We start from the raw sequence: 22,883 nt of genomic DNA, 5'->3' as shown, positions 1-22,883 counted from the left end.
GTCTGCAGCTGGCAGTCGGGGAGGTGCTGCGCTGCGCTATGATGCGCCCAAGCATCCGTCGGCGCTGATCTGGAGCACGTTACCGGTGTCGACGAAATACTTCGCACCATCGACCAGTCAATTTATGATCAACTATGCAGTCGACGATATGGATGCAATTCCCTCCCGTCTGCTCGCGAAAGGCGTCACAGTCCTGAAGCGCACCGATGACGATCCGAATGGCCGCTTAGCGAGGATTCTTGATCCAGAAGACAACAAGATCGAATTGTGGGAGCCGAAACGCAAAGCGTCGCCCTGATTGAGACGAAGCCCGCAATCAGTAGGGTGTATTACGCCACATATGAATTACGCGCATATCAATCTAGTTAAACATGGCTTGGTTAAACGAGTATGCGATTGGCTGTATTCAACTTTTCATCGATTGGTGGAAGATGGGGTTTATCCGGTGGATTGGGGTGGTGATGTAATGTCGGATTATGTTGATTAAGAAATTGGTGCAATACGCTTTGCTATTACATCTTACGAGTTGACTTAAACTGTGACGTTTCACTTACAACCAATTCTAATTGGCGAATGAACATAACAATGATTAAAAAAAAGCTTTTGCTATTACTAGCCATTATTGTTTTCGGTAACTATGCACAACCGCCTGATGTCCCGCCAAAAAATATAAAAATGTGCTGGAAAGGACCAACGATTAGTTACTCTGTTGGGGACAATGAAGAATGCCCCGATACTGAGATTCAATGTAAGAAAATAGGAGGGCATTGGCTCGGAGACAACGGTGAAACTGGTTTGGGTTCCGGTTGCAATCCCCCAACGCATGACGTAGGGAAATCATGCAAAAAAGGAAGTGACTGTGAGGGATACTGTGTTCCGGAAAAGCCGGCTTCAGAATCGTCTGCATGTGTATGCAGCAATGTGAAGTTGCTTTATGCGGGTGTTCAATATTGTACTGAGCACGGTGTTACATACCGACCACCTTTCTGAAGCTGCACTACGTATCATGCACTGACACTCTTAACTGGCGCAAAAAACTGCCTGAATTTGTTTTACATTCAGCTCGCGTAACCTGTAATAACTGGCAATCGGTAGGGTGTATTAGCCAAAGACGTAATACACCATTCATTTTTCCTTTGTCGCCAGGAATTCCCCGTTCCCTAGGGGGACTAAGCTCGTAACAAAATCTGCATCTGCTTGAATTAGTTTGATGAATGGCGTCATCTCTTCCGCGTGTGAGGTGGCGTTATCCACGACCAGTAATCCACCGTTACGCAGGACTCGCTTCAAATCAGGCCACCATCCTACATATTCAGAGCGCTCTGAATCAAGAAAAATCATGTCGAAGCTGGCATCTGCCGCATCACTCAACACGCTGCCAGCATCGCCCTCAATTTGGGTTATATATTCAAGCAAGCCCGAGCTGGCAAAATTCTTTGTCGCCATCTCAATTTTGAATTTTGACATTTCAACAGTCTTTACCGTCCCATCAATAGTACGTAAAGCATCAGCAAGCCAAAGCGTTGAGTAGCCGTTAGAGGTTCCGATTTCAAGAACTCGTTTGGCGCCCATGATTCTTATTAGGACTGACAGAAATTCTCCTGTGTCATGCGTGATGTTTAACATGCGGCGTGGTCGGTCCTTAACCGAGTCGTCATTCGTGTGACCGAACGCTTCCAGCTCTTCTAAAAGATTCTTCAATGTGGAATTCAAAGCACTCTCCTATTTAAAATTGGGATAGACCCTTTAACCGTCCGATATCCTGACTATCACAGAATATCGGACAACGAAATCCAGACCGGCTGGTCAGGCGGATAAGCGATGCTATGCCTTACAGCCGATAGAACTTAACTAATAGTACAAACATGACATATTCGGACGAACTAAAATCAACTCCAGCCAGCATGAGAGCTTCTCATACCACTAGTTCACTTACATATCGACGCCATGGAAATTATTGTCACACCTCTGATGTTCTGGAACGTTATCGTTTCGTTGGTTTTGATGCGGCTCTAGATTGCGCAGCAAGCTTGTCGCCGACCACATCGCTACTCTCCGCATAGGATAATCTCCACCGAACCAGATCGTCGGCGCCTGGACCTTCCTTGAACATTACGTCCGAAGTGCTCAACTGCTCGTCAGTGTTTTGGTCTATCGGCATCCACCGAACCGGGGCTCCGGACTTTCGGTTGACGAACATTAGTGGCGGTTCTGTGGCGCCAGAGACGTCCCAGCGATCCCCAAGTTCGGCGAGCATCGCCAACACTGGAGCGACATCCCGACCCTTTTGGGTCAACAGGTATTCGTATCGCGGCGGATTTGACTGGTAAAGCTGCCGCTCGATGAGACCGTTGGCCTCAAGGTGTTTCAGTCGATTGCTGAGGGTTGCATTCGTCACGCCGGACGATAATCGAAAATCATCGTATCGACTAATGCCGAAGAACAGGTCGCGCAAGATCAGCAGGCCCCAGCGGTCACCGATAGCGGCCAACACGCCGGCGATTGAACATACCATCCCATCAAAACCTTTTGAACGCATTTTCTATTCTCCTTGCAAGAAGCTCTCATTATAAGATTATGGGAGGGCGTAACCTAGGTTGATCTTGCATTGTTAAGATGGGTATCAATCAGCGGTGCGACTGATGCGGCAAGTTTACTGGCAAAATCGTGTTCTCCGTTTGGAAGAACGTGAATACGGCTAGAAGGTAATAATTCTTTCAATCTCAGTCCTACGTCGATGGGGCTGATCAGATCCGAATCTCCCCACAGCAGTAATGTTGGCGCCTGTATCGCGACAATTGAAGTCGACAAGTCGTCGTTGTAATCTGCAAACCATCGGGGAAATGTCGGGTTTGCTTCGATGAATGCCTGACGCCAATCCGCCACCTGCAGGTCGGACATATTCACTCCGCCGGATGTTGCCGCCAGAACCAAATGTGTAATCAACTCAGGTCGTTTTAGTGCGGCCTGAATGGCGACAACGCCTCCCATGGACTGGGCAAGCAGTGCAGATGGTTGATCAATCTCATCGACCACCAGTGCTACCAGGTCATCTATATTTTGCACATCGCTATTGGCTGGGACTGACCCAAAACCGGGCCATCCAAGCAGTACACGGGATGCAGGATGAGTGAGCAAACTGGCGACCGGGTGCCAGAACTCGGCGCTACCTCCGGCACCCGGCAGGAAGATTAGTTTGGTTGGCGTGATTGTCATGTCTGATCTTTCAAGAAATCGGATAAGTCACGCACGTGTAGTTTTCCATTTATAGTTTTCCTTTTCTACCATCTTCGCTAACTTTTAAAATAGGCGTTTCGTTACGGAAGTTCTCCGGCTGTATCCGGTCCCAAAGACTTCCTTTTCCAAGCGCTCTTCCCAACTCGTCTTCTCTTCTTAACCATTGGTCCACGCTCTTGATCCTGTTCGGGTGGATTTCGTCCAGCAAAGCATAATCCCGCTTGACGATGCAGTGCTTCCAGACATTCCAGAATCCCGTGAAGTTGTCCCTGAAAGTCATGGTGCTTTTATCGTTAAGATTCGCATTGTAACCAGCTGGCGCATTCGCTGCAGCCTTGAGTGAACCATCCCAGTACGCGTCCAAATTCGTGTCTATGTATTGCGCCGGATGTCCAGTGACCTTTTCAAATGCCGCAGCAAGATCCGCATAGCGTACATGTTCAATTGCGACTTCGAGATTCATGCCATTCGCGCGTTCCTGGTGGTCGAAAAGCCAACGCACATAGTATCCACAATCTTCAAGCGCTACATGGGGTACCGCTCCCTCGCCTAGCGGAACCCGCCAAGTGACGACGCCTTGTTCTAACGTCGGCGTCATCGGTGTCATCGGCGACATCGCCATCTCCATGTACGGTCCCGAAGTGAATATCGCAGCACCCATTCTTTCCCGGTTCGCCTGATTCTGAAACTGAATCCATTCACCCACACGCCCTTTGCCATCGTAATGACCCGTGCGGAAGGTCGAATCGTAACCCGATAATTTGAGCACGTAGTCTAAATTTCCATAAACGAAGAATTTAACCCCTTCTTCGATGGCGATTTCGTAGCTGCGTATGGCCCAGTAGATTTCGGTTTTCTCGCCGGTGTTGAATCCATCGATGTTGATGAATGCGCCATCGCAACCGCGAAACCCTGCCCGCAAAATATCTTCGTCAGCGAATGACCCTTCCAAAGTGGAGACGTTGGGTAGTTCAAGCAGGGCCTTGGCTCGTCGGGATGTGGCATCGCGGGTGAGAACCCTAACAGCATATTTTTTATCGTCGACCAATGCGCGAATGATAGGGATACCCTGGGCTCCTGTTCCGCCTATGATGAAAATGGTTGAAATGATGGGTGATGACATGCTGTGACTCCATGGGTTTGATTGAGCCTGTTGCTTCGGTAATCGGCGCCTGCAACCATGCTGGACTGCTATCGAATTTATTAACTCTAATAACTAGAGTTAATAAATCTTATAATAAGAGTTATAGGGAGTCAAGCGATCAATTTTGTACTTCAGAATTTATTTTTTAGCCCCTGCGTTTTTCCTGTGCAGCACATGATCCCTCTTGTCGGGTCTGGCGCAATGGGCTTTGCTCTAATATGAACCACCAAGTCAGCGCTGCGATCAGTGATACGGCAGCAGCCGTCCACAAGGCGGCATGCATACCGACTTCAAATGGATGAAGCGCAGCGATCAACGAGCCGAAGATGGCCACACCCAGCGCAGCGCCCGTTTGCCTTGCCGAATTGAGTACAGCCGCCGCCACGCCGGATCGATTTTTGTCGACCGTCCCCATAGCCGGAGCGGTTGCCGCTGGCGAGATGAATCCGGAGGCGAGTCCAATGGCTACCATCGGTGCGACCGCGAGCCAGTAAGGAGAGATCTGGTCGACCCACAACATCCCTAGAGCACCGGCGGCATAGCACCCGAATGCACCGCACATGGACCAGTGCGTCCCGCAAATTGTCACAACGCGGCTGGAGACGATGCTGCCTGCGGCCACCATCGCCGTCATCGGTAGGAAAGCGAATCCAGCGACTAATGGTGAGTTGCCGCGTGAGCGTTGGAAATACAGGCTACAAACGAAGAGCAAGCCATAGAATACGAAGGCCGAGGCCATGGAAACACAGGTTGATCCGGTAAATATGCCGTTCTTGAAAAACGATAGCGGCAACATCGGATCACTACTGCGCGCCTCGACCCAAATAAATATTGTTCCGGCCACAACGGTAACGGCAAGACCTGCCAATATCAGCGGTGAATTCCAGCCGAGTGCATGACCTTCGATCAGTGCGGCGATAAGCGCAGCAAGCGCGACGATTGCCGTTATCTGGCCTACCGGATCGAAACGGCGCAGTGTCAATAGTCGAGCGTCGGGCGCGATACGCCACGTCATCCCAATACCGATCAATCCAATCGGCACGTTAACAAAAAAGATGCTGCGCCAATCGAACCAATGAATCAGTACACCACCAATCAAAGGACCAGCGGCCATGGCGACTCCACCGCATCCAATCCATATGCCGACGGCGCGAGCGTGTTGCACCGGAATGGGGAAGGCATGATTGATGAGTTTAAGGGAACACGGTACCAGCATGGCCGCACCGGCACCTTGCAAGATGCGTGCGACGATGAGGCTAGGTAAATCTGGTGCCAGACCACAGACCGCCGACGCTAGCGTAAATACCACCAGACCCGCCAGATAGATGTTACGTGCACCCCATCGATCACCCAACGTACCACCTGACAGCAGCAAGCTGGCGAACGCCAAAATGTAGGCATTCATCACCCATTGCAGACCCGCGATCTGGGTTCCCAGCGACACGGAAATGCGATCCAGCGCCACGTTAACAATCGACGTATCAAGAAGCACGACTACGTAGCTGATGGCAGTGGCCATGAGAACACGGCGTTGGGCGGCGCCGTTATTGTCCGTCTTGGTTTGTGGGCTGGCCACAGCAAGCTGGGAGTTTGTATCAGTTTCCATATTCGACAATACGTCTGGTGGTTGGCTCGATGTGGATGAGTGTGTCAAGTATCTGGATACGTGGTGCATTGCCATACACCGACTCAACCATGGCTACATAGTCCGGGCCGTGCCATTGTCGTGCAGCCTCGATACTTTTCCAAATGTAGACGCCGCCGCCCAACAGGGTTTGTTCATCAAAGTAATAATATTTCTCGATCAGGTCGACATTGCTTGCCCATTTTTTTGCGCTGTTGCGGTAAATGTGGAGTGCGTCGGTGCGCGTCGTACCCGGCGCAAGGTTGAACGAAATGAGGACGGTGATCATGATTGAACCTTCCGCTCGGCGACGGCCTTAACTTCCGCATAAATTGCGCGCTGATAGCGATACTCCTGCGTGATACCGCCATACCCATAGGCAGTGGCCCTGCAATCGATGATGTGCACATTGGAATGCGGATGCACGTTACCTAGCATCCGGGACAAGAGTTCGAATGCATCTCGATGAAACTGGGCTTTCTGCGATTTGGTGTTGGTTTCGTCGGTAATCGTCACTTCAAGCCGAAATGAATTCTTGCCCAGCTCGGCCAGGGAACGGCGACCAATAAACCACTGTTCGTGAGGAACGAACTGAATGATCACCATGGTCTGGCTCGCTTCCTTGTTCAGCACTGAACAGGCCAGGCTGGTGAGTTCGTCAGCGAAGCTTACGGTTTGATCGTGAGTTTCACGACCCGAAATTTTAAGCATGATGCCTGGCATATCCACCTCGAAATGGTTGAAGAAGGACACTGAGTTTGAAACAAAGCTTCCCAATTGAAAAGCGGGAATATATGATGTCTTCCATCGACAAAACGGATGGATAATCATGCGCCGCTATGACCTTGAGCTGTTGCACACTTTGGCAACTGTTGCCGAAACCGGAAGCCTTTCTGCTGCATCGCTGCGTTTGTCGCGCTCACAGTCGGCCGTGAGTGAACAAATCCGCAAGCTGGAAGAATCCTGTGGGCAAATCCTTTTCTTGCGCGGTAAAAAAGGCTCGACATTAACCCCGGTTGGGCAGCGTCTGCTCGGTCACGCCCGCAGCATGTTGTCGCTCAATGATGCCGTCTATCTGGATATGCAGGGTATTTCGCTGGCTGGCGAGCTCAGGTTGGCAATCACCGATTATTTTCAACCGGCAGGGCTGGCGGCGATACTAAAGCGGCTCCATGATCAGTACCCCGCATTACGCCTGCACGTGTCCGTACGTAAGAGTGTGGAAATTGAACAAACCTCAAGTGCCGATGAATTTGATATCGGCCTGTCGATGCGTATAGTCGGAGAGCCGATCATCAACGCACAGAAACCCGATAGTCCGCATAAGTGCATTCCAATACGCCGTGAGCCGCTTGCCTGGGTTGCATCGCCTTCGTTTGTGATGCGAGAACTGGAACCGCTCCCCTTGATTGCGCTGCCCGGCACCTGTTCCCAGCAGCGCTACATGCTGGCCATACTCAAGGAAAGTGGCGTCGCCCATTACGTTGCGCATTCCGCATCGGGAGTTCTCGGGCTCCAGTCGGCACTGTCAGCTGGACTCGGCGTGAGCTGCCTCAATGCTTCGGCTGTACCCGCAAAAGTCACCGCGTTTCGCGGACGAAAAGGGTTGCCGATATTGCCTGAGGTCGAGTTTAATTTGATCGTCCCGCACGTCTTCAATTCTGCCTTCGCTGCCGAGGCTGCTGCAATGCTGGCCCAGCAGTTTAGGTAGAAAGGTAGTCTTGATGTAGGCGCTACCGACGTTATTGACGGCCAAGAATTTGTTTGCGATGGCCTCGCACAATCAGCGTCATTAGTACAAAGGTGATCGCAATAAATGACAGCAGCGACCAGTGCGGCACAATTAAACCGGACATGGGATCGTATTCGGTCGCACAGCGTATTACTCTGTATGGAAAGGTATGGATACTTGGGTTTTCTGCTAATATCAGCTAGGCACGAGTTTGGCAATATGAGGTATTTCGATGCTGGATAACTGCTTACACACCAGACCTATTCAATGGCGTTCACCTGACGTATATAACTAAATTCGACACATGGAGATCAATAATGAAAAAATTTTTGGCAAGTACACTATTGGCTACAGTATTCGTTACCCCAAGTTTTGCCGCCCTAGTTGTTGGTGACTCGGCGCCCAATTTCACTACACAGGCCTCGATCGCTGGAAAAGAATTCACATTTTCATTGGCCGAGGCGCTGAAAAAAGGACCAGTTGTTTTGTATTTTTACCCCGCGGCATTTACGACCGGTTGCACAATCGAGGCGCACGAATTTGCTGAGGCAGTTGAACAGTATCGTGCGCTGGGCGCAACGGTTATCGGAGTATCGCATGACAGTATTGAAACGCTTAACAAGTTTTCGGTTAGCGAATGTCGCAGCAAATTTGCGGTTGCGGCCGATACCGATCAACATATTATGAAATCCTACGATGCGATTCTCGCGAAAAAACCTGAGTACGCAAATCGCACCTCCTACGTTATTTCACCAGATGGCAAAGTTATTTATTCCTTTACCGATATGGCGCCGGATAAGCATGTTGAAAACACGCTTGCCGCAGTGAGAAAGTGGAAAGCAGAAAACTCATCAAAATAAGGGGCGTTGGGCGGCTTGCATTGAACTGATTTCTTGACGTGAATCAGGAGCTCGCCGCCATTGAGCGCATCATTGCTTAATGCTAATTTGCTACCACCAACCGCAGCGCATCAAACTAGCGTTCGGCCTAAGGCGAAACCCAGCTACCATCAATGCATCCGTCACAATATCGGTAGTCGTGCGCGGCTTGACGTAGCGCAAGGTGAATGTGTCACCGATTTTTTCCTCATTTCTTCTTATGGTCTCGGCATAGTGAGACATTTCCCCTTGCAGCAAACCAGGCAAAAGTGTCAATTCACAACATAGCAAAGAAAACCTGTCAATTCGGAGCTTTGAATTAACACAAGTTGATGTAAGTTGCTGAAATCATGAGCAATTTACCATTCCAAACCGCAATGAATGCATCCAGGCCGCGTGGCATACGGGTCTTCGAAGCGTATAGTCAAAAATTAACTCGACTCAAAAAACCCTCACTATTCGGGGGGAGAAAAATTTGGTGACACTTTTTCTTTTTCCCTCATTGAATTGACACATTTACCCTCGTAGAAGTGACACTTTTACCTCGCGCTACGCTTAAGGTGACTGTACCTGGTTGGTGGGTAGACGATGCGTGGGAATAAAGAGCGTTACAGATGAACTGCTTTTAACGGGTTCTGGTAACGCAAAACCCACCAGCTTAAGCTGGTGGTTATTTCGTATGACTGCATTTATAGGACGGTGATTAAAATGGATAACATATCTTTATTAGAGAGAACAGATTTATGGCAACAAGAACGCCAGGAAGCTATCAAGGCGTTACCACGATCAGGGAAAGCAATTCAGTATCTTGGCAAGGAATTTCGAGTTTACCCCGGCACATTCTTGCCTTTTGCGGACAGCCATCCGCTAGTGAATAATTTTCACATTAATCCAGGTGAGAGCGTGTTGGATGTTGGCACCGGGTCTGGCGTCATTGCTATTTTTGCCTGCTATAAGGGGGCTGGCAGGGTTGTTGCTGTTGATGTCAACCCGTCCGCGATCAGGAGTGCTAAATATAATGTTAGGCAGCATGGCTTTGAGCACGTCGTAGAAGTTAAACAGTCCTGTCTATTCCAGCAGGTCGGCCAAGATCAGTTTGATGTGATCACGGCAAACCTGCCGTTTAGAATTAAACCCGCGCATGACATCGTCGCTCAATCGCAATGGGACACGGATTTTAAGACCAATACCGGATTTTTTACAGAGGTAGGTAAGTACTTGAAACCGAATGGGCGCATCTATTTTTCGCAAGCTAATTTTGGTGCGATCAAAGAAATCAAAGCGCTCGCTAAGGCAGCTGGCTTTTCTGTACACTCACTGGGCAGTACTGTTGCCAAGGAGGTCGATAAGGCCGGATATGCTGAATTCACTGTTTTCCTTATCAAAAGGATGGAGTTAGAGAGCGCAATATGAGGACGCTTATCGACGCAGTTAACATAATGCGCGATATACCCCATGTTGAATTGGGGGCAGCGGTCAAACATGTGGCAGTGATTGTGGCTAGCCCACGATCTGGATCAAGTCTGGTGACAAAGGTTCTCTCCTCACATAGCGATATCGCCTCTATGGATGGGGAGATTGAACCATTTCTCTCTTTGACGGGAAACGGCTTCGGATTCAATTCAGACAGCGATGCGTTGAGCGTGTTATCGAATCTAAGCGAGTTGGTTGATAATATATTCGATAATCTGACCGTGTTGGCAGATAAGGCCTCCCCCACGCAACTCAAGAAGCAATGGGCAAAGCGGCTAGTCATGCAGTTCCCCGCCAAGTTTTCCGATTTAAACCAGCATCAAAAACTATTGCAAGCGCTTGACGTCACCCTTACTCAAGATTGCGTGAATCGCTACCCTCAAGAAAGGCACCTGCAACACCATGTTCTTTCTAGGATATTTAGTGATGAACCATGGAGAATGGCTTACTACGATGGCGAGAAAAAGGTGGGAGCAGGCCGATATTTTGACGAAGCATTCAAAATTGAAGAGCCGCCGTTTGTTGTGCCACGGCGTAACAGACGTCCTTTCTCGGACGGCGATGCTGACAAAAAAATGCTGCTATTCAAAACGTCGACTGATGTCTACAGAGTTGGCATGTACGAGCAGCTTTTTCCGAATGCTGACATTAAATATATTCATCTAACCCGAGGCTATGCACAAACTGTGAATGGGTTGATGGACGGATGGTTGTCCCCAGTCGGTTTTTTTTCCCACAATTTGGGGCAGACTGGGTTCAAATTGAATATCAAAGGTTATTCCGATGCCGTGCCGTTTGGCAAAAATTGGTGGAAATTCGACCTTCCTCCGAACTGGCGAAATTATATTGGCGCACATCTGGAAGACATTTGCCTGAATCAATGGATATCATCCCATCGTGAGTTTTTAAATACAGGCGTTCCGGCACTTCAGATTGCATTTGAGAGTTTTTTGATGGACCCGACAGCTACGGTGCGGAGAATAACGAACTACCTTGGCCTCGCCTCTCTCCAAGTTCCGGAAGCGTTGCCGGTAACGATGGCGACTGAGATGCCTGGCACGACACGATGGAAACGTCGTGAGGATCAATTAATGCAGCTTGGAACCAGGCTAGAAGTACGCTCCATGATGGACACGCTGGGATACACGATGAATTCAGAACGATGGATATGAAAAACCACTTGCTCGTTCCATATTTAATGGGTCAGCGTCGGGATAGGCTCTCTCGTGTGCGTGACCTTGATTCCCGCGCGTGGGAAGTGTTGGCAATTCCTGATCTCCACGAGGTATCTATTCCTGATGCGAATGAACAGATGCGTCGTATGGGTAAAGTTTATGCAAATCTTGCCAATGCCGTGGTGGCCGTTGTGGCAAGCGGCGCTGTGCCTGTTTGCATTGCTGGTGATTGTGTTAGCACACTCGGTATGTTGGCCGGGCTGCAACAGGCAGGCAAGGCGCCGGATCGAATCTTGTGGCTCGATGCACACGGTGATTTTCATACCTATAGCACAACTCAGACTCAGTACATTGGCGGTATGCCACTGGCAATGATGGTGGGGCAATCTGATGGGAGGAAGTACAGCCACGATACATTTGCTGCCTTGCGAGCTGCGATAGGTGTTACGCCTTATCCTGAACAACAAGTCATTCTGTCGGACGCACGCGACTTGGATCCTGGAGAAAAGGAAGCGCTTGCTGAATCGGGCGTTATCCGCTGCTCCATTCAGGAAGTTGCCTTGCACCTTGTGCCGGGTGAGCGCCTATACCTTCATTTTGATACGGACGTGTTGGATGCTGAAGCAGACATGCCGGCATTAAAATACCACGTTAAAGAAGGGCCTACCTATGCCGATATTACGGCACTGCTCCAGAGCTTGCGTAGTAAAAATATTGTCGCAATATCGATGTCTGCATGGCACGCAGAGCAAGACGTCGATGACAAGACGGCGATGGCTTGCATCAAGCTGCTCAATGAAGTATTACCCTGACACGGGACGAGTGGTAGCGCGACGCAAATTCTTTGATTTACGCGCAGCTAATAGACCCGACGATTGCAAGTCATTTCACATTACAGGTTACTAGTTGAGCATCAACGATTCATTGGGTTTGCATTAGATTTCCATCAGGTCGCGCCCGACGATGATTTCACCGGTAAAGTGCGGTCGTACCGCATCCAGCCAAACATGGTCGTCCAGATAGGGATATCCGCCCGGTACGAAATGCGATAACACCAGCGTTTTCACCTTGGCTGCGGTGGCGACTTTACCGATTTGTTCGGCGGTGCTATGGGCTGCCAATAAATGCTCCTTCAAGCGGATCGCATTGGTTTCGATGGTAAGCAAATTTTCGAGCGCTGGCATGTACATTACTTCGTGTACCAGCACGTCGGCACCTTGGGCCAGCCGTATCAAATTGTCAGACGGTGCCGTGTCGCCGGAAATTACGATTGAGCGGTCGGCCGTGTCAAAACGGTAGGCAAAGGCCGACACCACCGGTGGGTGCCGTACTAACGTGGCGGTTACTTTCACGTTTTCGTCTTGCATGATCAGTCCTGGTTCGCTAAATTCATGCGCATGGATCAGTGGTGCCAGAGGCGGGCGGCCTTCGTCGGTGATGCGGGTCTGAATGTCGTAATCGTTGAGTTCTAAGAACTGCCGCGTCATCCTCACTAACGGTGGCGGACCATAGGTATCGACGCGATGCGCCAGGTCGGCGGACCAAGCCAGCAGCAACAAGTTGCCATAGTCGGCATTGTGATCGGAGTGATGATGCGTGATGAATACGTTGCGGATCGCGCTCAGTTTGAGGCCTGCGCTTACGAACTGACGTGCCACGCCGTTGCCGCAATCGATCACATACGCGACGTCATTGATGACGATTACCTGAGCTGGCGCGGAGCGACTCTCCTTAGGCGTCGGCCCGCCGCCTGTGCCGAGCAGGATCAGGCGGGTTTTCTTTCCTGGAGCGGTCGTTTGTGCCAAGGAGCTGATATTGACTAGTCCGAGTGCCGCAAATGCGGCTAGTAGTTTTCTGCGATTGAAATCGATATGCATGTTCTTCTTTGTTGAGGGCTTGCTTGGATTTACGCCAGAATTAATCGTTGGCCATCTGTCAATTAGAGCGCGTTAACGGCCCTCCGCGAACGATTATTTTCGTATTTAGATATTTGATTGATTGCCCGTGTAGCGTGCAATAAGTAGGAGGTGTTAGTGGAAAGCAAGTTGCAGTCGTCGGGAGTCAATGGGATATTCATTGACTCCGAAATACGACCATCCAGAGTGCATTACTTTTGAGCGGGAACGATCACAACTGTGTCTCCGCCGGTCTTGCCCGTGTCTCCTTTGTTTCCATCATTTCCAGTCGCACCGGTGGCTCCTGCTGCGCCATTAGTACCATTAGCGCCATCTTTGCCATTTGCACCATCGTTGCCGGTATTGCCTGTCGCCCCATTGCTTCCATCAGCACCTGAAGCTCCTGTGGCTCCGGTCGCGCCAGCGGGCCCGGCAATGACTATAGTGGTGGGGGAGGTCGCATGAGCAGGCGCAGGAGCAGGTGTGACAATCGGTTTTTCGCATGCGCAGAGAGCAGCTGTAGTAATTAACGCAGCCAATAGGTTGGAATGTTTCATATAGATCCTTATTTATAATGCGTAAAAATTGAACACGATATTGTGTATGGAACGGTAGGCCACGCCAGTTTTTTGCATTGTGTTTCCAGTATCGAATGCAAGGGCAAAATCGCTGTCGTTGCGACGTTGGTTTAGTTAAATGCATCCGATTCTTTAGGATGATTCACACGTCAGCATTTCTACTTTATTCCAAGGTATCTATCGAATCGGTGCGTTAGCGCACGCATTCGTGACAATAAAGGCCTAAAATTACAAAAAACTGAAAAGCGGGCAGCGTGAAATTAAAAAATCAGATTAAACTACGACGCCCTGCACCTCTTCAAACCTCAATCGAAACGTATATAAATTACGCGTTGCGGGATTTTTGGTTTTTACACGATCGCGGCACAAAACGGCCATATTGATCAGTTTTAAATTTGTTCTAGATAGACCCACGTACTGATTCTGAGCAACTATTTTTAAAGTTGATGCATGCAAAACTCTAATGATCCGCTGGCCGTTGCAGAGGTGTACCTTTCATACGGTCGGAAGCCGCAAGCTGAAAAGGTACTTGAAGAGGCCATTAGAAAAGAGCCGGATCGAATTGAATTTCAAAACAAATTACTAGAAATTCGTTCTGGCAAAACAAATAATTCCAGAAAAAAAATGTCAAAATCAGACGTTAAAGTGGTTATGACATTTTTCGGAGGAATGCTATTGTTGATTTGGAGCATGGTCGAAGGACCAAGAATTTTGAATTCAACGCCGCTTGTAGAGACAGCATTGTTGATTGGCGTGACTTTAGCCGTTCTAGCAGCCTTAGCTGCAATTCGTTCCAGACCTGATGATAGTGATAGGACAAATAATACTGCCAAGATTTTTCTATTTTCAGTGGGAATTGTTGCTGGCACTGTGGGTTTAACCTTGGTGACTAACAACCACTTCCCCAGGTCAGATCCTGTACCGGTTTCATTTCTTATTCTAGACAAGAGTTCTAGACCGTCGAAACATGGATTGAACTATTACCTGACGATTGATGACAATGGAAGAAGTGAGAAAATTCAACTTCAGTGGCGACAATGGAGCAAATATTCTCCTGGTGATCATTATTCAACTAATGTAGGTGTCGGGCTTTGGGGTTATCCGACCATACCGGCAATTCGGGATCGATGAGATCAAATAAAAACTGAAATATCGACAGGTGGCGTGGTACAAATCCGTCAAAGATTATTGAAGTGTAGATTGATAAATCAATTATTAAGCAGAGAATGCCATTGCGGGGACATTAATCTTGACATTAAATTGTCTAAGCTGCTTCCGCTTGTTCTATAACCCAGTCATGAAACAATTTCATCGCCACGGACATTTGGCGGGATTTTAACCAGGTAAGCCAATAACCGCCGGTCTTAATTTCAATATCAAACGTGCGTACCAGCAAGCCTGATTGGATTTCGCGCGTAAACATGGCTGGCGGTGCTAAGGCAACGCCGTCGCCTTGGATTGCCACTTCCACCATCAGCCGCGACGAGTCAATAATTGGCCCGCTTAGCATCCACGGTTCAAGCCCCGCGGCGGCAAACCAGATATTCCATTCATCATTGCGATAGGAACGCAGCAACGTCTCGTTGACCAAGTCACCCGGGACCTTAATGCGTCGTGCGATTTCTGGTGCGCACAAAACGGCAAGCGGTGCCTCAAGTAGCGCAACATTTTGAGTTGTTGGCCATGTGCCCTCTCCGAAACGAATCGCAAAATCCAGACCTTCCGCCGCTGGATCGACCTTGTTGTTATGCGTAAAAAGTCTTAGCTCAACAATCGGGTGAGACTCCTGAAATAATTTTAGCCGGGGCATTAGCCAACCGAGGGCAAATGTACCAACAACGCCCACCGAAAGCACTTCACGAAAATGGCCGCCTTCAAATTTTTTGAGCACAGCCTCAATGCGGCCAAACGCATCGCTCAATACCGGCAGAAGCGCGCAGCCTTCGTCGGTCATGCTTAATCCACGTGGCAAGCGCTTAAATAGAATTGTGCCAAGGCGCTCTTCCAACATGCGAACTTGTTGGCTGACCGCAGCCTGAGTCACGTTTAATTCAAGTGCCGCGTGGGTGAAGTTCAGATGTCGTGCCGATGACTCAAATGCGCGTAATGCATTGAGAGGAAGATTAGATCGCATGGGGAGTCAGTCATAAGTTTTTCTTTACTCTAGTTGAAATTATTCTCTCTTGTCAATAAATTCCAAAGATGAGATATTTGCATCGCCTCTATGGGGGAACTTAATTTACAAGGGTAAATCCGGAAAGTTGAGTTATGCCTGAGGCTCTGTAAGCAGAAATGTCATAAGAAACTATTATGAATAAACAGGAATTTGTCAAAAAACAAAAGATATTACTTATGCGTCAGAACAGCATAAGCTGAGTAAAAAAACATCAATAACGTTATGTTTGTGAGTGGCGGCAGCTTTGCCTCTCTATAAAGCGAATAGAAATGCACTATCTCTTTGTAAGTTGACTTAACTATTTTTTAGGCCTTGATCCGCTTATGTACAAACCATCACCTCTCCAACTAAAAAAATTAGGGAATAAATCCTATATGGTGCGAATTGAACCAAATTTATGGATACCTGCAACGTTTGCAAGGGCAATGCAATTAACCGATATCCTGCGCTTCCCTGAGGATGGCTATTCAAATTTTTCACCTTCGCGAAAGGACTCACTGCGACAATCACAGATTGAATCGAATGAGGTCGTTCGAGTGCTCGGACATCATGAACAGCATATTTTAATTATGAAGTCAGATAAGGTGTTGGGCTGGGTCTTGCAAAATGAAGTCGAGATCAGTCCTGAGATTAAAGCGTTTGATCCAGTCACCTCGATGAAGCTCTCAACTGGTGAATTTTTTGATTTATGGAGTGGAACTCCTTACGTTTGGGGCGGCATTACCAGGATTGGAATAGATTGTTCAGGTTTAGCGCAATGTTATTTCAGAGATGTACTTGATCGCTGTATTCCGAAAAACACTTTTGATCAGAGAAGAAGCGGTACAAGTAAAGACTTGGCAAACATAAGCAAACACGATTTGATCTTCTGTACGCGGATCGGCGGACGAGGCACTCATCACGTAGGCATTTATGTTGATGGTGACGTTTGGCATGCCCATCGTGATCATGGCGTTATCCGTCAATCATTGAGCGATTTTTTGGTGGACTACCAAGTGCTTGAGGTGGTCAATCGCATCAAGGATTGAAATCCCCTTTTTAATGATTGCTTTAGAGATTCCCATCTGGCCGTTTAGGGTGGGAGGATTCAACTACTTGATAACAGAGGCTAGTTAGAAGCACCATGAGAATTCTTTGCCTATTTCTATTTGCGATTTCTACGATTTTTAGCTCAGCACATAGTTTTTCTGACAATGCCGATAAATTCACACAGCTACAAACTCAAGAGCCAATTCACGAGCCGGTGCAGATTCAACTCTGGCCGGATGCAGTGCCAGATGCGCGGCCTTCTACTGAGTCCGAAACACGAGAGATTGAAAAAACAAAACTCGTCGCCGGTAAGCAATGGAGCTATATATCCCATGTGGCGCGGCCAACGATGACGATATATAGCCCTAAGGGGGCGAATGCCAACGCCGCGGTTTTGGTGTTCCCTGGTGGTGGTTATAATGTTCTCGCCATTGATTTGGAAGGCACTGAGGTTTGCGATTGGCTGACCGGAATAGGCGTCACATGCATTGTGCTGAAATATCGTGTACCTCATTCTGGGACTCAATGGAATGAAAAATGCCAATGTCAAGCTACGCCTAAAATACCTGCTGCCCTCGAAGATGCCCAACGTGCTGTGAGCTTGATCCGTTTCCATGCTGCGGAATGGAATATTGATCCCCACAAGATCGGTGTTCTTGGCTTCTCGGCTGGTGGGCATCTGGTGGCAGCTGTTAGCACGCATTTTTCAAAGCGAACTTATCATGCAATAGATTCCGCTGACCAGCAGAGTAGCCGCCCCGATTTTGCGGTTGCTCTCTATCCAGGGCATTTATCATGGATCAAGAATAGTCTGGTACTCAACCCGGAGATTGCCTCGTACATCACCGCGCAAACACCAACGACCTTTCTCTTACAAAATGAAGATGATCATGTTGATAGTGTTATGGATTCACTGAGCTATTATGTGGCGCTACGGAAAGCTGGCGTTCCTGTTGAGTTGCATTCATATGCCGAAGGTGGGCATGCATTTGGGCTGCGACGAACCGAATTTCCGGCCACGGCATGGCCTACTTTGGTTGAAACGTGGCTGACGACGATTGGTGTGAAAAGGTGATAAACCAGCCCGCGTAGTCTGTAATACACCCTGCGATTGCAAGCCATTTCACATGATAGGTTATCGGGACATGCAGGCAAAGGACTACGTGGGCGCTCAAAAGGTAATGGCTGAGGCCGGGCAGTTGTATGACATGACCTGCCCACTGGTCACTTACTTCGAGCCATACTGGGCGTTTGCAGCCGCCAAAATCAATGACACTGCTTATATCGAAAATCTTCCGACCTTGTTCCATCAGGATGATCGCCAGTTTGATTATCATCTGACCAAATCCGTGCTGCAGGCTTTCAAGCATGACGTTGACGGTTCGATCGAGTCGGCCCATATGGCCAAACTGTTCGTAACCAACAATCTGGCCACCGGATTTTTGCCGGACTACAGTTATGCCGAAATCATGGAGTGGTTGTATTTTGAAACCAAAAACGAAAAATACCGGGTCGAGGTGCTCGATTGGGTGGCTAAGGTGGAAAAGAAATTACCGTGGGCAGGTTGGGCTTACGCCATGGAAGCGGAACTGCAGTCCGATCCCGTAATTCGATCAAATGCTGCCGCAATGGCGCGCTATCTTGATCCGCTGTCTGAGCGACTGGCCAGGTTACCTAAAAATGTTCGGGACGATGCCAAGTTCACTAATGGGAATCCGTTGCTTAAACCGGTAGATCGTGGCCAACGGATGGAGGGCAAGACTTAACTTCATATGCGGACTGTTCGCCCCATCGCTATTCAAGATGGGGTGGCCGAGGTGATACTAGTCAGTTTTATAGAAAGGAGCTAGTTGAATCCAATTACTTTTGACCAGCGTTCCTCAGAGTTTTTAAAAGGCTATCGCATATCTAGTTTTGGGTATGCTTAAAACGCCACAAAATTGCTTATTTCTTTAAGCATCCGCATTTGGCGAGGTGTTCAAGTTTTTATTGATACAAAATAACGGGCAATACCAATACCAAGAATCACGTTTTTGAATGCCTGCTTTGGATAGCCTCGACAGAGACCGGTATGGGCACCAACAAGTCTTCAGGGGCAAAATCTGAATGACTGTTGTAAATACCATTCCGGCCAGCGATAGAGAAGTTGCTATATATTAATTTTTAAATTATTGTTGGTCACTGGCGAAAGACTGTAATGACTAAAGTAAGGAGTCGTTTGGGTTGTTTTTATGACTTGCTCTTAGCGACCGAATAAGCACTTTGAGCATCTGTAATAATGAACTATGTTCCTGGAAGTGGTTGAATTGATAATGGCGCGGGGGATTTTTTGAGCTGGTAATATCGATCAAGTATCGGTAAGTTATGGGTATATTAAAGCGACTGAAAGACACTGTTAATATCGAAAATAAAGATCAAAAGGAAAACTACTATGTCACTGATTCTAAAAGCACAACAGTACGTACACATGACCTTAAAAGTTGGAGCCCTGAGTTCTGTGGCCTACCGATTTACAATAACCGCATCGCCTTCAACCTTTCAGTTTCCTAGCGAAGTAATTCCTGGAACTTCATTTCCGACCGATATGCTTTTTGAAGGACCCCCACCAGCAACCCAAGTCGACATAAATGGGGAGATAAACAACCCGCAGAGCCTTACGTGCCCGGCAGGGTGGGGGCCATTAGGAGGAAAGACGGTGACACCAACTACCCCAAGTAACTCAGTCCAGTTCGCCTGGTTAAATGGCACAACGATTGTCGCGACAGCTATGGATATCACGTATTCGGATGCAATTAGCATTGCGATGAACCGCCCACCCCTGGAAGCTGGCGCGTATGGCGTCAAGTATTTTGACGGATCTACAGGTGTAGAGGTCTGGGATGGTAATAATTGGATTGGGATGGCGAACATCGCACGTTATAGCGGTCGCCCGTTTCTGCTCACGAAGGAAGAAAAAAAACAGTGCATCGAAAATATTCTTGCTGGAATTAACACCCCTAAACAATCTGATCAACGAATGATCGCTTCTGGTAATGCTTTAGCATTAGCGCGTCACTATGCAACAAAAATGGAGAAAAATCCAACAGGTCATAAGGTGAGGATACATATACTCAATATGTGTGGATTTTACCTTTTGGCGAGGAATCTGGGTGTAAGCTTTACCTCCAACGATAACTCGACACTTGCATCGACTACCGACAAAAATTTACTGGCGTGGGCATATCAAGATATCGCGAAGAGCGATTGTGATCGCATTGAAGCGATGCTGGATGGTACGTTGAAACGTCGAGCCGACTTGCAATCTTGGTTGAAAGACAAATTGGCTTGAATCAAAGAGACAACTGATTTTTAAATAGAAGCCGGTGGCGGATCTGCCATTACGAAAGATTCGCCGCTTGGTCTCGGAATTGACATGTTGTGCGACGTATAACCCGCATTAGCCTGTAACACGCAATTATTAAAAAAGAGACTGAAAAGTGGATCAAGGAACTTGAGAGCGGAATGAAATCTAGCACTCCAAAAGGCGTGGGTAATGCTTAATGCGCTAGGTAATACATCACTAACGATCAGCTCACCAGCCTATGTAGAAAGCGATAGCACGTTAAAAATTTCACGTCTTTAAGTTGCCAAAAAATAGTTCAATATTGGAGAAATGTTGGACTGATAAAACTTTAGCCCAACCGCCCGTGTTTTGTAGATACTGTTATCCATGTTCATTGACATGAATAGTTTTTTCGCTATCAATCAACGAACTACGTAATTCCTGCAACGACAATAAAATATCCTTGGGTTCGCGCAGTGATTTGCGCGCAGCACCGACTGCACGCCTTGCACTGCCGGGCGTTGCATTGCATTCGATTAGTGTCACAGCGGGATTTTTGCACGCTAGTAGGGCATCCACCCAATCTGCCGGATGCTGGTCGTGGGTATAGCGCATCACTAGACGACTGGCTCTGAACGCGGGCACTATTTCTTCAACTGCGTCGACCGCTGCAATAAACTCGTCGGGCTTGCGTTCCGGTATCGCCGGATCCAACGCATCCGACAGACTGGCAAGCGCTTGGCTCAAGCGTTTACGCAGCACCGCAGTTGAGCGTACCGGGAGCACAAACCAGGCAGTGGCAACCGCGATAACTGCTCCGATGCATATTTCTTCCAGCCGCGGCCACAATATGCGCAATGCAGATGTGCCTGCTAACTCCTGTAGCAGAGCTAGCGTAAGTGTCACAAACAAAGCCCACCAGCCGTAACCCATGGGACGCAGCCAGATGCCCAGAAACAATGCGCCTAAGATCAGCGCGACAACGATTTGATGATTTAACGCGTGCGATTCAATCTGGGTGCTAATGGCTATGGCGCTTAAGGTTCCGGCTGCCGCACCTATTACGCGCAGTACGCTTTTATACGCAACGTCCAATCGACCCCGGTTACCGGCAGAAACGATAAAAGCGGTGAGGACTACCCATGACCACCGTTCAGGAAAATAGACATACCCAATGCCAAATGATATACCCAGCGCGACGGCCATCTGGATCGCCATTCTGGTGCTGGCTATTGGTTTTAGTGCGCTCTCGGTTTTAGCCTTGGTCGATGCCGTGCTCTTGGTTTGCACCTTCGGTACGGGTTTTAAGAAACGTAGATGAAATGCTGCCGTATGCAGCAAGCTCACCCACAGCAGTGCCAACAGCGCAATCACTACCGGGATGAGTACTGCCGGAACGGCACTATTCTGATGATGAGAAATGTGCGGCGTGGTAAGCAGTGCAACAAAGGGAAGTGCAATGAGTGAGCCGGCACGTTGTGCCATGTCGCCAAAGCGGCGCAGCCAGATAGACAGAAACATACCTGCCACAAAAACGAAAGCGCCTAGCCACGGGGTATGCAGCAATAGGAAGCCGACCCCAACTGCAATCATGCTAACGACAGGAAGCGCAAAGGCCGCCTCAATTCGACCGCGCTGATCACGGTCAAGTTGGCTGCGTGAGAGTGAAAGGCATAGCACGACAGCGAGCACGCCAGATCCTGTGCTTGGATTTAGTGTCAAGCTACACATTAAGGTAAGAATCGAAGCCAACATAGTCACGCTGGCTTCTTTGAATGAAGTCATTAATTTCATTATCGTCTCGCTCTTTCTATCCCTTTAATTTGTGATTGCCGTCCAAAAATTATTCCATTGTTCTATTTAACTCAGGTCGTGCGAGCTTGATTTTGAATGATTCATTGCGTCGGCAAAATTTTAAATTTTCCATCCGAAGGTGCTGGCTCTTCGGTGTCTTCGACGGTGACATTACGCACCCCAGCGCCCGGAGGTCCATGCCTCGACCAAGTGATGATGGATTCAATTGCAGGCGCATCGCCATGAATGCAGGCTTCCACAGAACCATCCCGGCGATTTCTCACCCAGCCGGAAAGGCCAAGGGCAATCGCCTTGTCGGCAAAGGAAGCGCGATAACCGACACCCTGCACGCGTCCTTCAATCATTAGCCGTTTTATCATTTTCAGCCTCGTCATGTCAAAATGTAGAATAAAGTATTCAAGTCTCTTGCATCATTAAAGCGCAGAATGTTCAGCTAACACATCACCAGCTCAACACTCTGCGTAAAAACAATGGCGCGTTAATCTGCCGAGTTACATCTTAAAAATCTTTACCTTCTTACCCCACGCACTATCGGCAAATTCGCGCATTTTGATGAGGGTCTTTTGGCTTTGCAATTCAGTATTGTGAAGCGCCCACCGCCCAACCACAATTTGATGTTCGGCATGACTCATTTCACCTCGTGCCATCGCTTCATAGTCTGCAAGGCAAGGCGCTTTGTCTTCCGGCACATTAAATAGGCAAGTCCCACATTCTTCCAGAATCGATCCACAAATTTCACAAATTTTCATATTAAGCATTAGCAAATTAAACGTTGGCGTATGGTGCTGTAAATAGGGTATTTGGA

The 22,883-nt window shown here is 48.4% G+C and carries 26 protein-coding genes; 12 read left to right on the top strand and 14 right to left on the bottom strand.

Annotated features, from left to right (window positions below):
* The first annotated feature begins 124 nt into the window (after positions 1-124).
* Positions 125-298: a VOC family protein gene (locus tag S2091_RS24320; RefSeq protein WP_207769715.1), complete on the top strand. Its 174-nt coding sequence runs from the start codon at positions 125-127 to the stop codon at positions 296-298.
* Positions 299-340: 42 nt separating this feature from the next.
* Entirely contained in the window at positions 341-487 is a 147-nt protein-coding gene (locus tag S2091_RS14405; protein ID WP_207769714.1) for a hypothetical protein, read from the top strand.
* Positions 488-1,125: 638 nt separating this feature from the next.
* Here S2091_RS14405 and S2091_RS14395 read toward each other — a convergent pair.
* The 7 genes from S2091_RS14395 to S2091_RS14365 all read right to left on the bottom strand — a co-directional run bounded on the left by S2091_RS14395 (position 1,126) and on the right by S2091_RS14365 (position 6,836).
* Positions 1,126-1,713 carry an O-methyltransferase gene (locus S2091_RS14395; RefSeq protein ID WP_243405431.1) on the bottom strand — a complete coding sequence of 196 codons (588 nt, stop codon included), beginning with the start codon at positions 1,711-1,713 and terminating at the stop codon, positions 1,126-1,128.
* A gap of 271 nt (positions 1,714-1,984) precedes the next feature.
* Positions 1,985-2,539: a winged helix-turn-helix transcriptional regulator gene (locus S2091_RS14390; RefSeq protein ID WP_105532636.1), complete on the bottom strand. Its 555-nt coding sequence runs from the start codon at positions 2,537-2,539 to the stop codon at positions 1,985-1,987.
* 53 nt (positions 2,540-2,592) lie between these two features.
* Positions 2,593-3,216 (bottom strand): alpha/beta fold hydrolase, encoded by a 624-nt coding sequence (locus S2091_RS14385; protein WP_105532635.1) that lies wholly within the window; start codon positions 3,214-3,216, stop codon positions 2,593-2,595.
* Between the two features lie 49 nt (positions 3,217-3,265).
* Complete coding sequence (locus tag S2091_RS14380; protein ID WP_105532634.1) at positions 3,266-4,360, bottom strand: NmrA family NAD(P)-binding protein; 1,095 nt, start codon at positions 4,358-4,360, stop codon at positions 3,266-3,268.
* A gap of 166 nt (positions 4,361-4,526) precedes the next feature.
* On the bottom strand, positions 4,527-5,987 hold the full coding sequence (locus tag S2091_RS14375) for an MFS transporter (protein ID WP_105532633.1): 1,461 nt from the start codon (positions 5,985-5,987) through the stop codon (positions 4,527-4,529).
* Positions 5,977-6,294 (bottom strand): monooxygenase, encoded by a 318-nt coding sequence (locus tag S2091_RS14370; protein ID WP_105532632.1) that lies wholly within the window; start codon positions 6,292-6,294, stop codon positions 5,977-5,979. The genes S2091_RS14375 and S2091_RS14370 overlap by 11 nt, the downstream gene beginning before the upstream one ends.
* The gene (locus S2091_RS14365; RefSeq protein WP_243405430.1) at positions 6,291-6,836 is read right to left on the bottom strand and encodes a tautomerase family protein; all 546 of its coding nucleotides are present in this window, start codon (positions 6,834-6,836) and stop codon (positions 6,291-6,293) included. The genes S2091_RS14370 and S2091_RS14365 overlap by 4 nt, the downstream gene beginning before the upstream one ends.
* Between S2091_RS14365 and S2091_RS14360 the strand changes: the two genes are divergently transcribed.
* The gene (locus S2091_RS14360) at positions 6,835-7,716 is read left to right on the top strand and encodes a LysR family transcriptional regulator (protein ID WP_243405429.1); all 882 of its coding nucleotides are present in this window, start codon (positions 6,835-6,837) and stop codon (positions 7,714-7,716) included. The two genes, S2091_RS14365 and S2091_RS14360, sit on opposite strands and share 2 nt — an antisense overlap.
* Positions 7,717-8,054: 338 nt before the next feature.
* A complete protein-coding gene (locus S2091_RS14355) occupies positions 8,055-8,597 on the top strand; it encodes a peroxiredoxin (RefSeq protein ID WP_105532629.1) in 543 nt (180 codons plus the stop codon).
* Positions 8,598-8,687: 90 nt separating this feature from the next.
* On the opposite strand, the gene S2091_RS24060 is transcribed toward S2091_RS14355, so the two are convergent.
* Entirely contained in the window at positions 8,688-8,858 is a 171-nt protein-coding gene (locus tag S2091_RS24060; protein WP_165794996.1) for a hypothetical protein, read from the bottom strand.
* Positions 8,859-9,323: 465 nt separating this feature from the next.
* Between S2091_RS24060 and S2091_RS14350 the strand changes: the two genes are divergently transcribed.
* From S2091_RS14350 to S2091_RS14340, 3 genes are read left to right on the top strand one after another with little or no spacing between them, the layout of a single operon-like run.
* The gene (locus S2091_RS14350) at positions 9,324-10,028 is read left to right on the top strand and encodes a methyltransferase (protein WP_105532628.1); all 705 of its coding nucleotides are present in this window, start codon (positions 9,324-9,326) and stop codon (positions 10,026-10,028) included.
* A complete protein-coding gene (locus S2091_RS14345; RefSeq protein WP_105532627.1) occupies positions 10,025-11,260 on the top strand; it encodes a hypothetical protein in 1,236 nt (411 codons plus the stop codon). The genes S2091_RS14350 and S2091_RS14345 overlap by 4 nt, the downstream gene beginning before the upstream one ends.
* Positions 11,257-12,075 (top strand): arginase family protein, encoded by an 819-nt coding sequence (locus S2091_RS14340; protein WP_105532658.1) that lies wholly within the window; start codon positions 11,257-11,259, stop codon positions 12,073-12,075. Before S2091_RS14345 ends, S2091_RS14340 begins: the two co-directional genes overlap by 4 nt.
* Before the next feature lie 123 nt (positions 12,076-12,198).
* Here S2091_RS14340 and S2091_RS14335 read toward each other — a convergent pair whose 3' ends face one another.
* Both S2091_RS14335 and S2091_RS24665 read right to left on the bottom strand, forming a co-directional pair.
* Positions 12,199-13,140, bottom strand: a complete 942-nt coding sequence (locus S2091_RS14335) for an MBL fold metallo-hydrolase (protein ID WP_105532626.1) — start codon at positions 13,138-13,140, stop codon at positions 12,199-12,201.
* 230 nt (positions 13,141-13,370) lie between these two features.
* Complete coding sequence (locus tag S2091_RS24665) at positions 13,371-13,715, bottom strand: hypothetical protein (RefSeq protein ID WP_105532625.1); 345 nt, start codon at positions 13,713-13,715, stop codon at positions 13,371-13,373.
* Between the two features lie 471 nt (positions 13,716-14,186).
* Between S2091_RS24665 and S2091_RS14325 the strand changes: the two genes are divergently transcribed.
* The gene (locus S2091_RS14325) at positions 14,187-14,867 is read left to right on the top strand and encodes a type IV pilus assembly protein FimV (RefSeq protein ID WP_105532624.1); all 681 of its coding nucleotides are present in this window, start codon (positions 14,187-14,189) and stop codon (positions 14,865-14,867) included.
* Between the two features lie 133 nt (positions 14,868-15,000).
* Here the strand turns inward: S2091_RS14325 and S2091_RS14320 are convergent, their stop codons facing one another.
* Complete coding sequence (locus tag S2091_RS14320; RefSeq protein ID WP_105532623.1) at positions 15,001-15,870, bottom strand: LysR family transcriptional regulator; 870 nt, start codon at positions 15,868-15,870, stop codon at positions 15,001-15,003.
* A 365-nt stretch (positions 15,871-16,235) separates the two neighbouring features.
* Here S2091_RS14320 and S2091_RS14315 point away from each other — a divergent pair, with 365 nt between their 5' ends.
* The 4 genes from S2091_RS14315 to S2091_RS14300 all read left to right on the top strand — a co-directional run bounded on the left by S2091_RS14315 (position 16,236) and on the right by S2091_RS14300 (position 20,269).
* Positions 16,236-16,940 carry a C40 family peptidase gene (locus S2091_RS14315; RefSeq protein ID WP_105532622.1) on the top strand — a complete coding sequence of 235 codons (705 nt, stop codon included), beginning with the start codon at positions 16,236-16,238 and terminating at the stop codon, positions 16,938-16,940.
* Positions 16,941-17,035: 95 nt separating this feature from the next.
* Positions 17,036-18,016 carry an alpha/beta hydrolase gene (locus S2091_RS14310; RefSeq protein ID WP_105532621.1) on the top strand — a complete coding sequence of 327 codons (981 nt, stop codon included), beginning with the start codon at positions 17,036-17,038 and terminating at the stop codon, positions 18,014-18,016.
* A 70-nt stretch (positions 18,017-18,086) separates the two neighbouring features.
* Positions 18,087-18,707: a hypothetical protein gene (locus S2091_RS14305; protein WP_105532620.1), complete on the top strand. Its 621-nt coding sequence runs from the start codon at positions 18,087-18,089 to the stop codon at positions 18,705-18,707.
* 665 nt (positions 18,708-19,372) lie between these two features.
* Positions 19,373-20,269, top strand: a complete 897-nt coding sequence (locus S2091_RS14300) for a hypothetical protein (RefSeq protein ID WP_105532619.1) — start codon at positions 19,373-19,375, stop codon at positions 20,267-20,269.
* Positions 20,270-20,644: 375 nt separating this feature from the next.
* On the opposite strand, the gene S2091_RS14295 is transcribed toward S2091_RS14300, so the two are convergent.
* The 3 genes from S2091_RS14295 to S2091_RS14285 form a co-directional block, all read right to left on the bottom strand.
* Positions 20,645-22,057 carry an FUSC family protein gene (locus tag S2091_RS14295; protein ID WP_105532618.1) on the bottom strand — a complete coding sequence of 471 codons (1,413 nt, stop codon included), beginning with the start codon at positions 22,055-22,057 and terminating at the stop codon, positions 20,645-20,647.
* Between the two features lie 101 nt (positions 22,058-22,158).
* On the bottom strand, positions 22,159-22,437 hold the full coding sequence (locus S2091_RS14290) for an acylphosphatase (protein ID WP_105532617.1): 279 nt from the start codon (positions 22,435-22,437) through the stop codon (positions 22,159-22,161).
* Positions 22,438-22,569: 132 nt separating this feature from the next.
* The gene (locus tag S2091_RS14285) at positions 22,570-22,827 is read right to left on the bottom strand and encodes a hypothetical protein (RefSeq protein ID WP_133166920.1); all 258 of its coding nucleotides are present in this window, start codon (positions 22,825-22,827) and stop codon (positions 22,570-22,572) included.
* Positions 22,828-22,883: the final 56 nt, after the last annotated feature.

Source organism: Solimicrobium silvestre (genome assembly GCF_002976435.1).
GTDB lineage: Bacteria > Pseudomonadota > Gammaproteobacteria > Burkholderiales > Burkholderiaceae_D > Solimicrobium > Solimicrobium silvestre.
Note: the sequence above shows the minus strand (reverse complement) of the source record. Positions and strands in the feature narration are given on the sequence as shown.

Coding starts and splice junctions, on each gene's coding strand:
- S2091_RS24320 (WP_207769715.1), top strand. CDS start 125: ATGATCAACTATGCAGTCGACGATATGGATGCAATTCCCTCCCGTCTG.
- S2091_RS14405 (WP_207769714.1), top strand. CDS start 341: ATGAATTACGCGCATATCAATCTAGTTAAACATGGCTTGGTTAAACGA.
- S2091_RS14390 (WP_105532636.1), bottom strand. CDS start 2,539: ATGCGTTCAAAAGGTTTTGATGGGATGGTATGTTCAATCGCCGGCGTG.
- S2091_RS14385 (WP_105532635.1), bottom strand. CDS start 3,216: ATGACAATCACGCCAACCAAACTAATCTTCCTGCCGGGTGCCGGAGGT.
- S2091_RS14380 (WP_105532634.1), bottom strand. CDS start 4,360: ATGTCATCACCCATCATTTCAACCATTTTCATCATAGGCGGAACAGGA.
- S2091_RS14375 (WP_105532633.1), bottom strand. CDS start 5,987: ATGGAAACTGATACAAACTCCCAGCTTGCTGTGGCCAGCCCACAAACC.
- S2091_RS14370 (WP_105532632.1), bottom strand. CDS start 6,294: ATGATCACCGTCCTCATTTCGTTCAACCTTGCGCCGGGTACGACGCGC.
- S2091_RS14360 (WP_243405429.1), top strand. CDS start 6,835: ATGCGCCGCTATGACCTTGAGCTGTTGCACACTTTGGCAACTGTTGCC.
- S2091_RS14365 (WP_243405430.1), bottom strand. CDS start 6,836: ATGATTATCCATCCGTTTTGTCGATGGAAGACATCATATATTCCCGCT.
- S2091_RS14355 (WP_105532629.1), top strand. CDS start 8,055: ATGAAAAAATTTTTGGCAAGTACACTATTGGCTACAGTATTCGTTACC.
- S2091_RS24060 (WP_165794996.1), bottom strand. CDS start 8,858: ATGTCTCACTATGCCGAGACCATAAGAAGAAATGAGGAAAAAATCGGT.
- S2091_RS14350 (WP_105532628.1), top strand. CDS start 9,324: ATGGATAACATATCTTTATTAGAGAGAACAGATTTATGGCAACAAGAA.
- S2091_RS14345 (WP_105532627.1), top strand. CDS start 10,025: ATGAGGACGCTTATCGACGCAGTTAACATAATGCGCGATATACCCCAT.
- S2091_RS14340 (WP_105532658.1), top strand. CDS start 11,257: ATGAAAAACCACTTGCTCGTTCCATATTTAATGGGTCAGCGTCGGGAT.
- S2091_RS14335 (WP_105532626.1), bottom strand. CDS start 13,140: ATGCATATCGATTTCAATCGCAGAAAACTACTAGCCGCATTTGCGGCA.
- S2091_RS24665 (WP_105532625.1), bottom strand. CDS start 13,715: ATGAAACATTCCAACCTATTGGCTGCGTTAATTACTACAGCTGCTCTC.
- S2091_RS14325 (WP_105532624.1), top strand. CDS start 14,187: ATGCAAAACTCTAATGATCCGCTGGCCGTTGCAGAGGTGTACCTTTCA.
- S2091_RS14320 (WP_105532623.1), bottom strand. CDS start 15,870: ATGCGATCTAATCTTCCTCTCAATGCATTACGCGCATTTGAGTCATCG.
- S2091_RS14315 (WP_105532622.1), top strand. CDS start 16,236: ATGTACAAACCATCACCTCTCCAACTAAAAAAATTAGGGAATAAATCC.
- S2091_RS14310 (WP_105532621.1), top strand. CDS start 17,036: ATGAGAATTCTTTGCCTATTTCTATTTGCGATTTCTACGATTTTTAGC.
- S2091_RS14305 (WP_105532620.1), top strand. CDS start 18,087: ATGCAGGCAAAGGACTACGTGGGCGCTCAAAAGGTAATGGCTGAGGCC.
- S2091_RS14300 (WP_105532619.1), top strand. CDS start 19,373: ATGTCACTGATTCTAAAAGCACAACAGTACGTACACATGACCTTAAAA.
- S2091_RS14295 (WP_105532618.1), bottom strand. CDS start 22,057: ATGAAATTAATGACTTCATTCAAAGAAGCCAGCGTGACTATGTTGGCT.
- S2091_RS14290 (WP_105532617.1), bottom strand. CDS start 22,437: ATGATAAAACGGCTAATGATTGAAGGACGCGTGCAGGGTGTCGGTTAT.
- S2091_RS14285 (WP_133166920.1), bottom strand. CDS start 22,827: ATGAAAATTTGTGAAATTTGTGGATCGATTCTGGAAGAATGTGGGACT.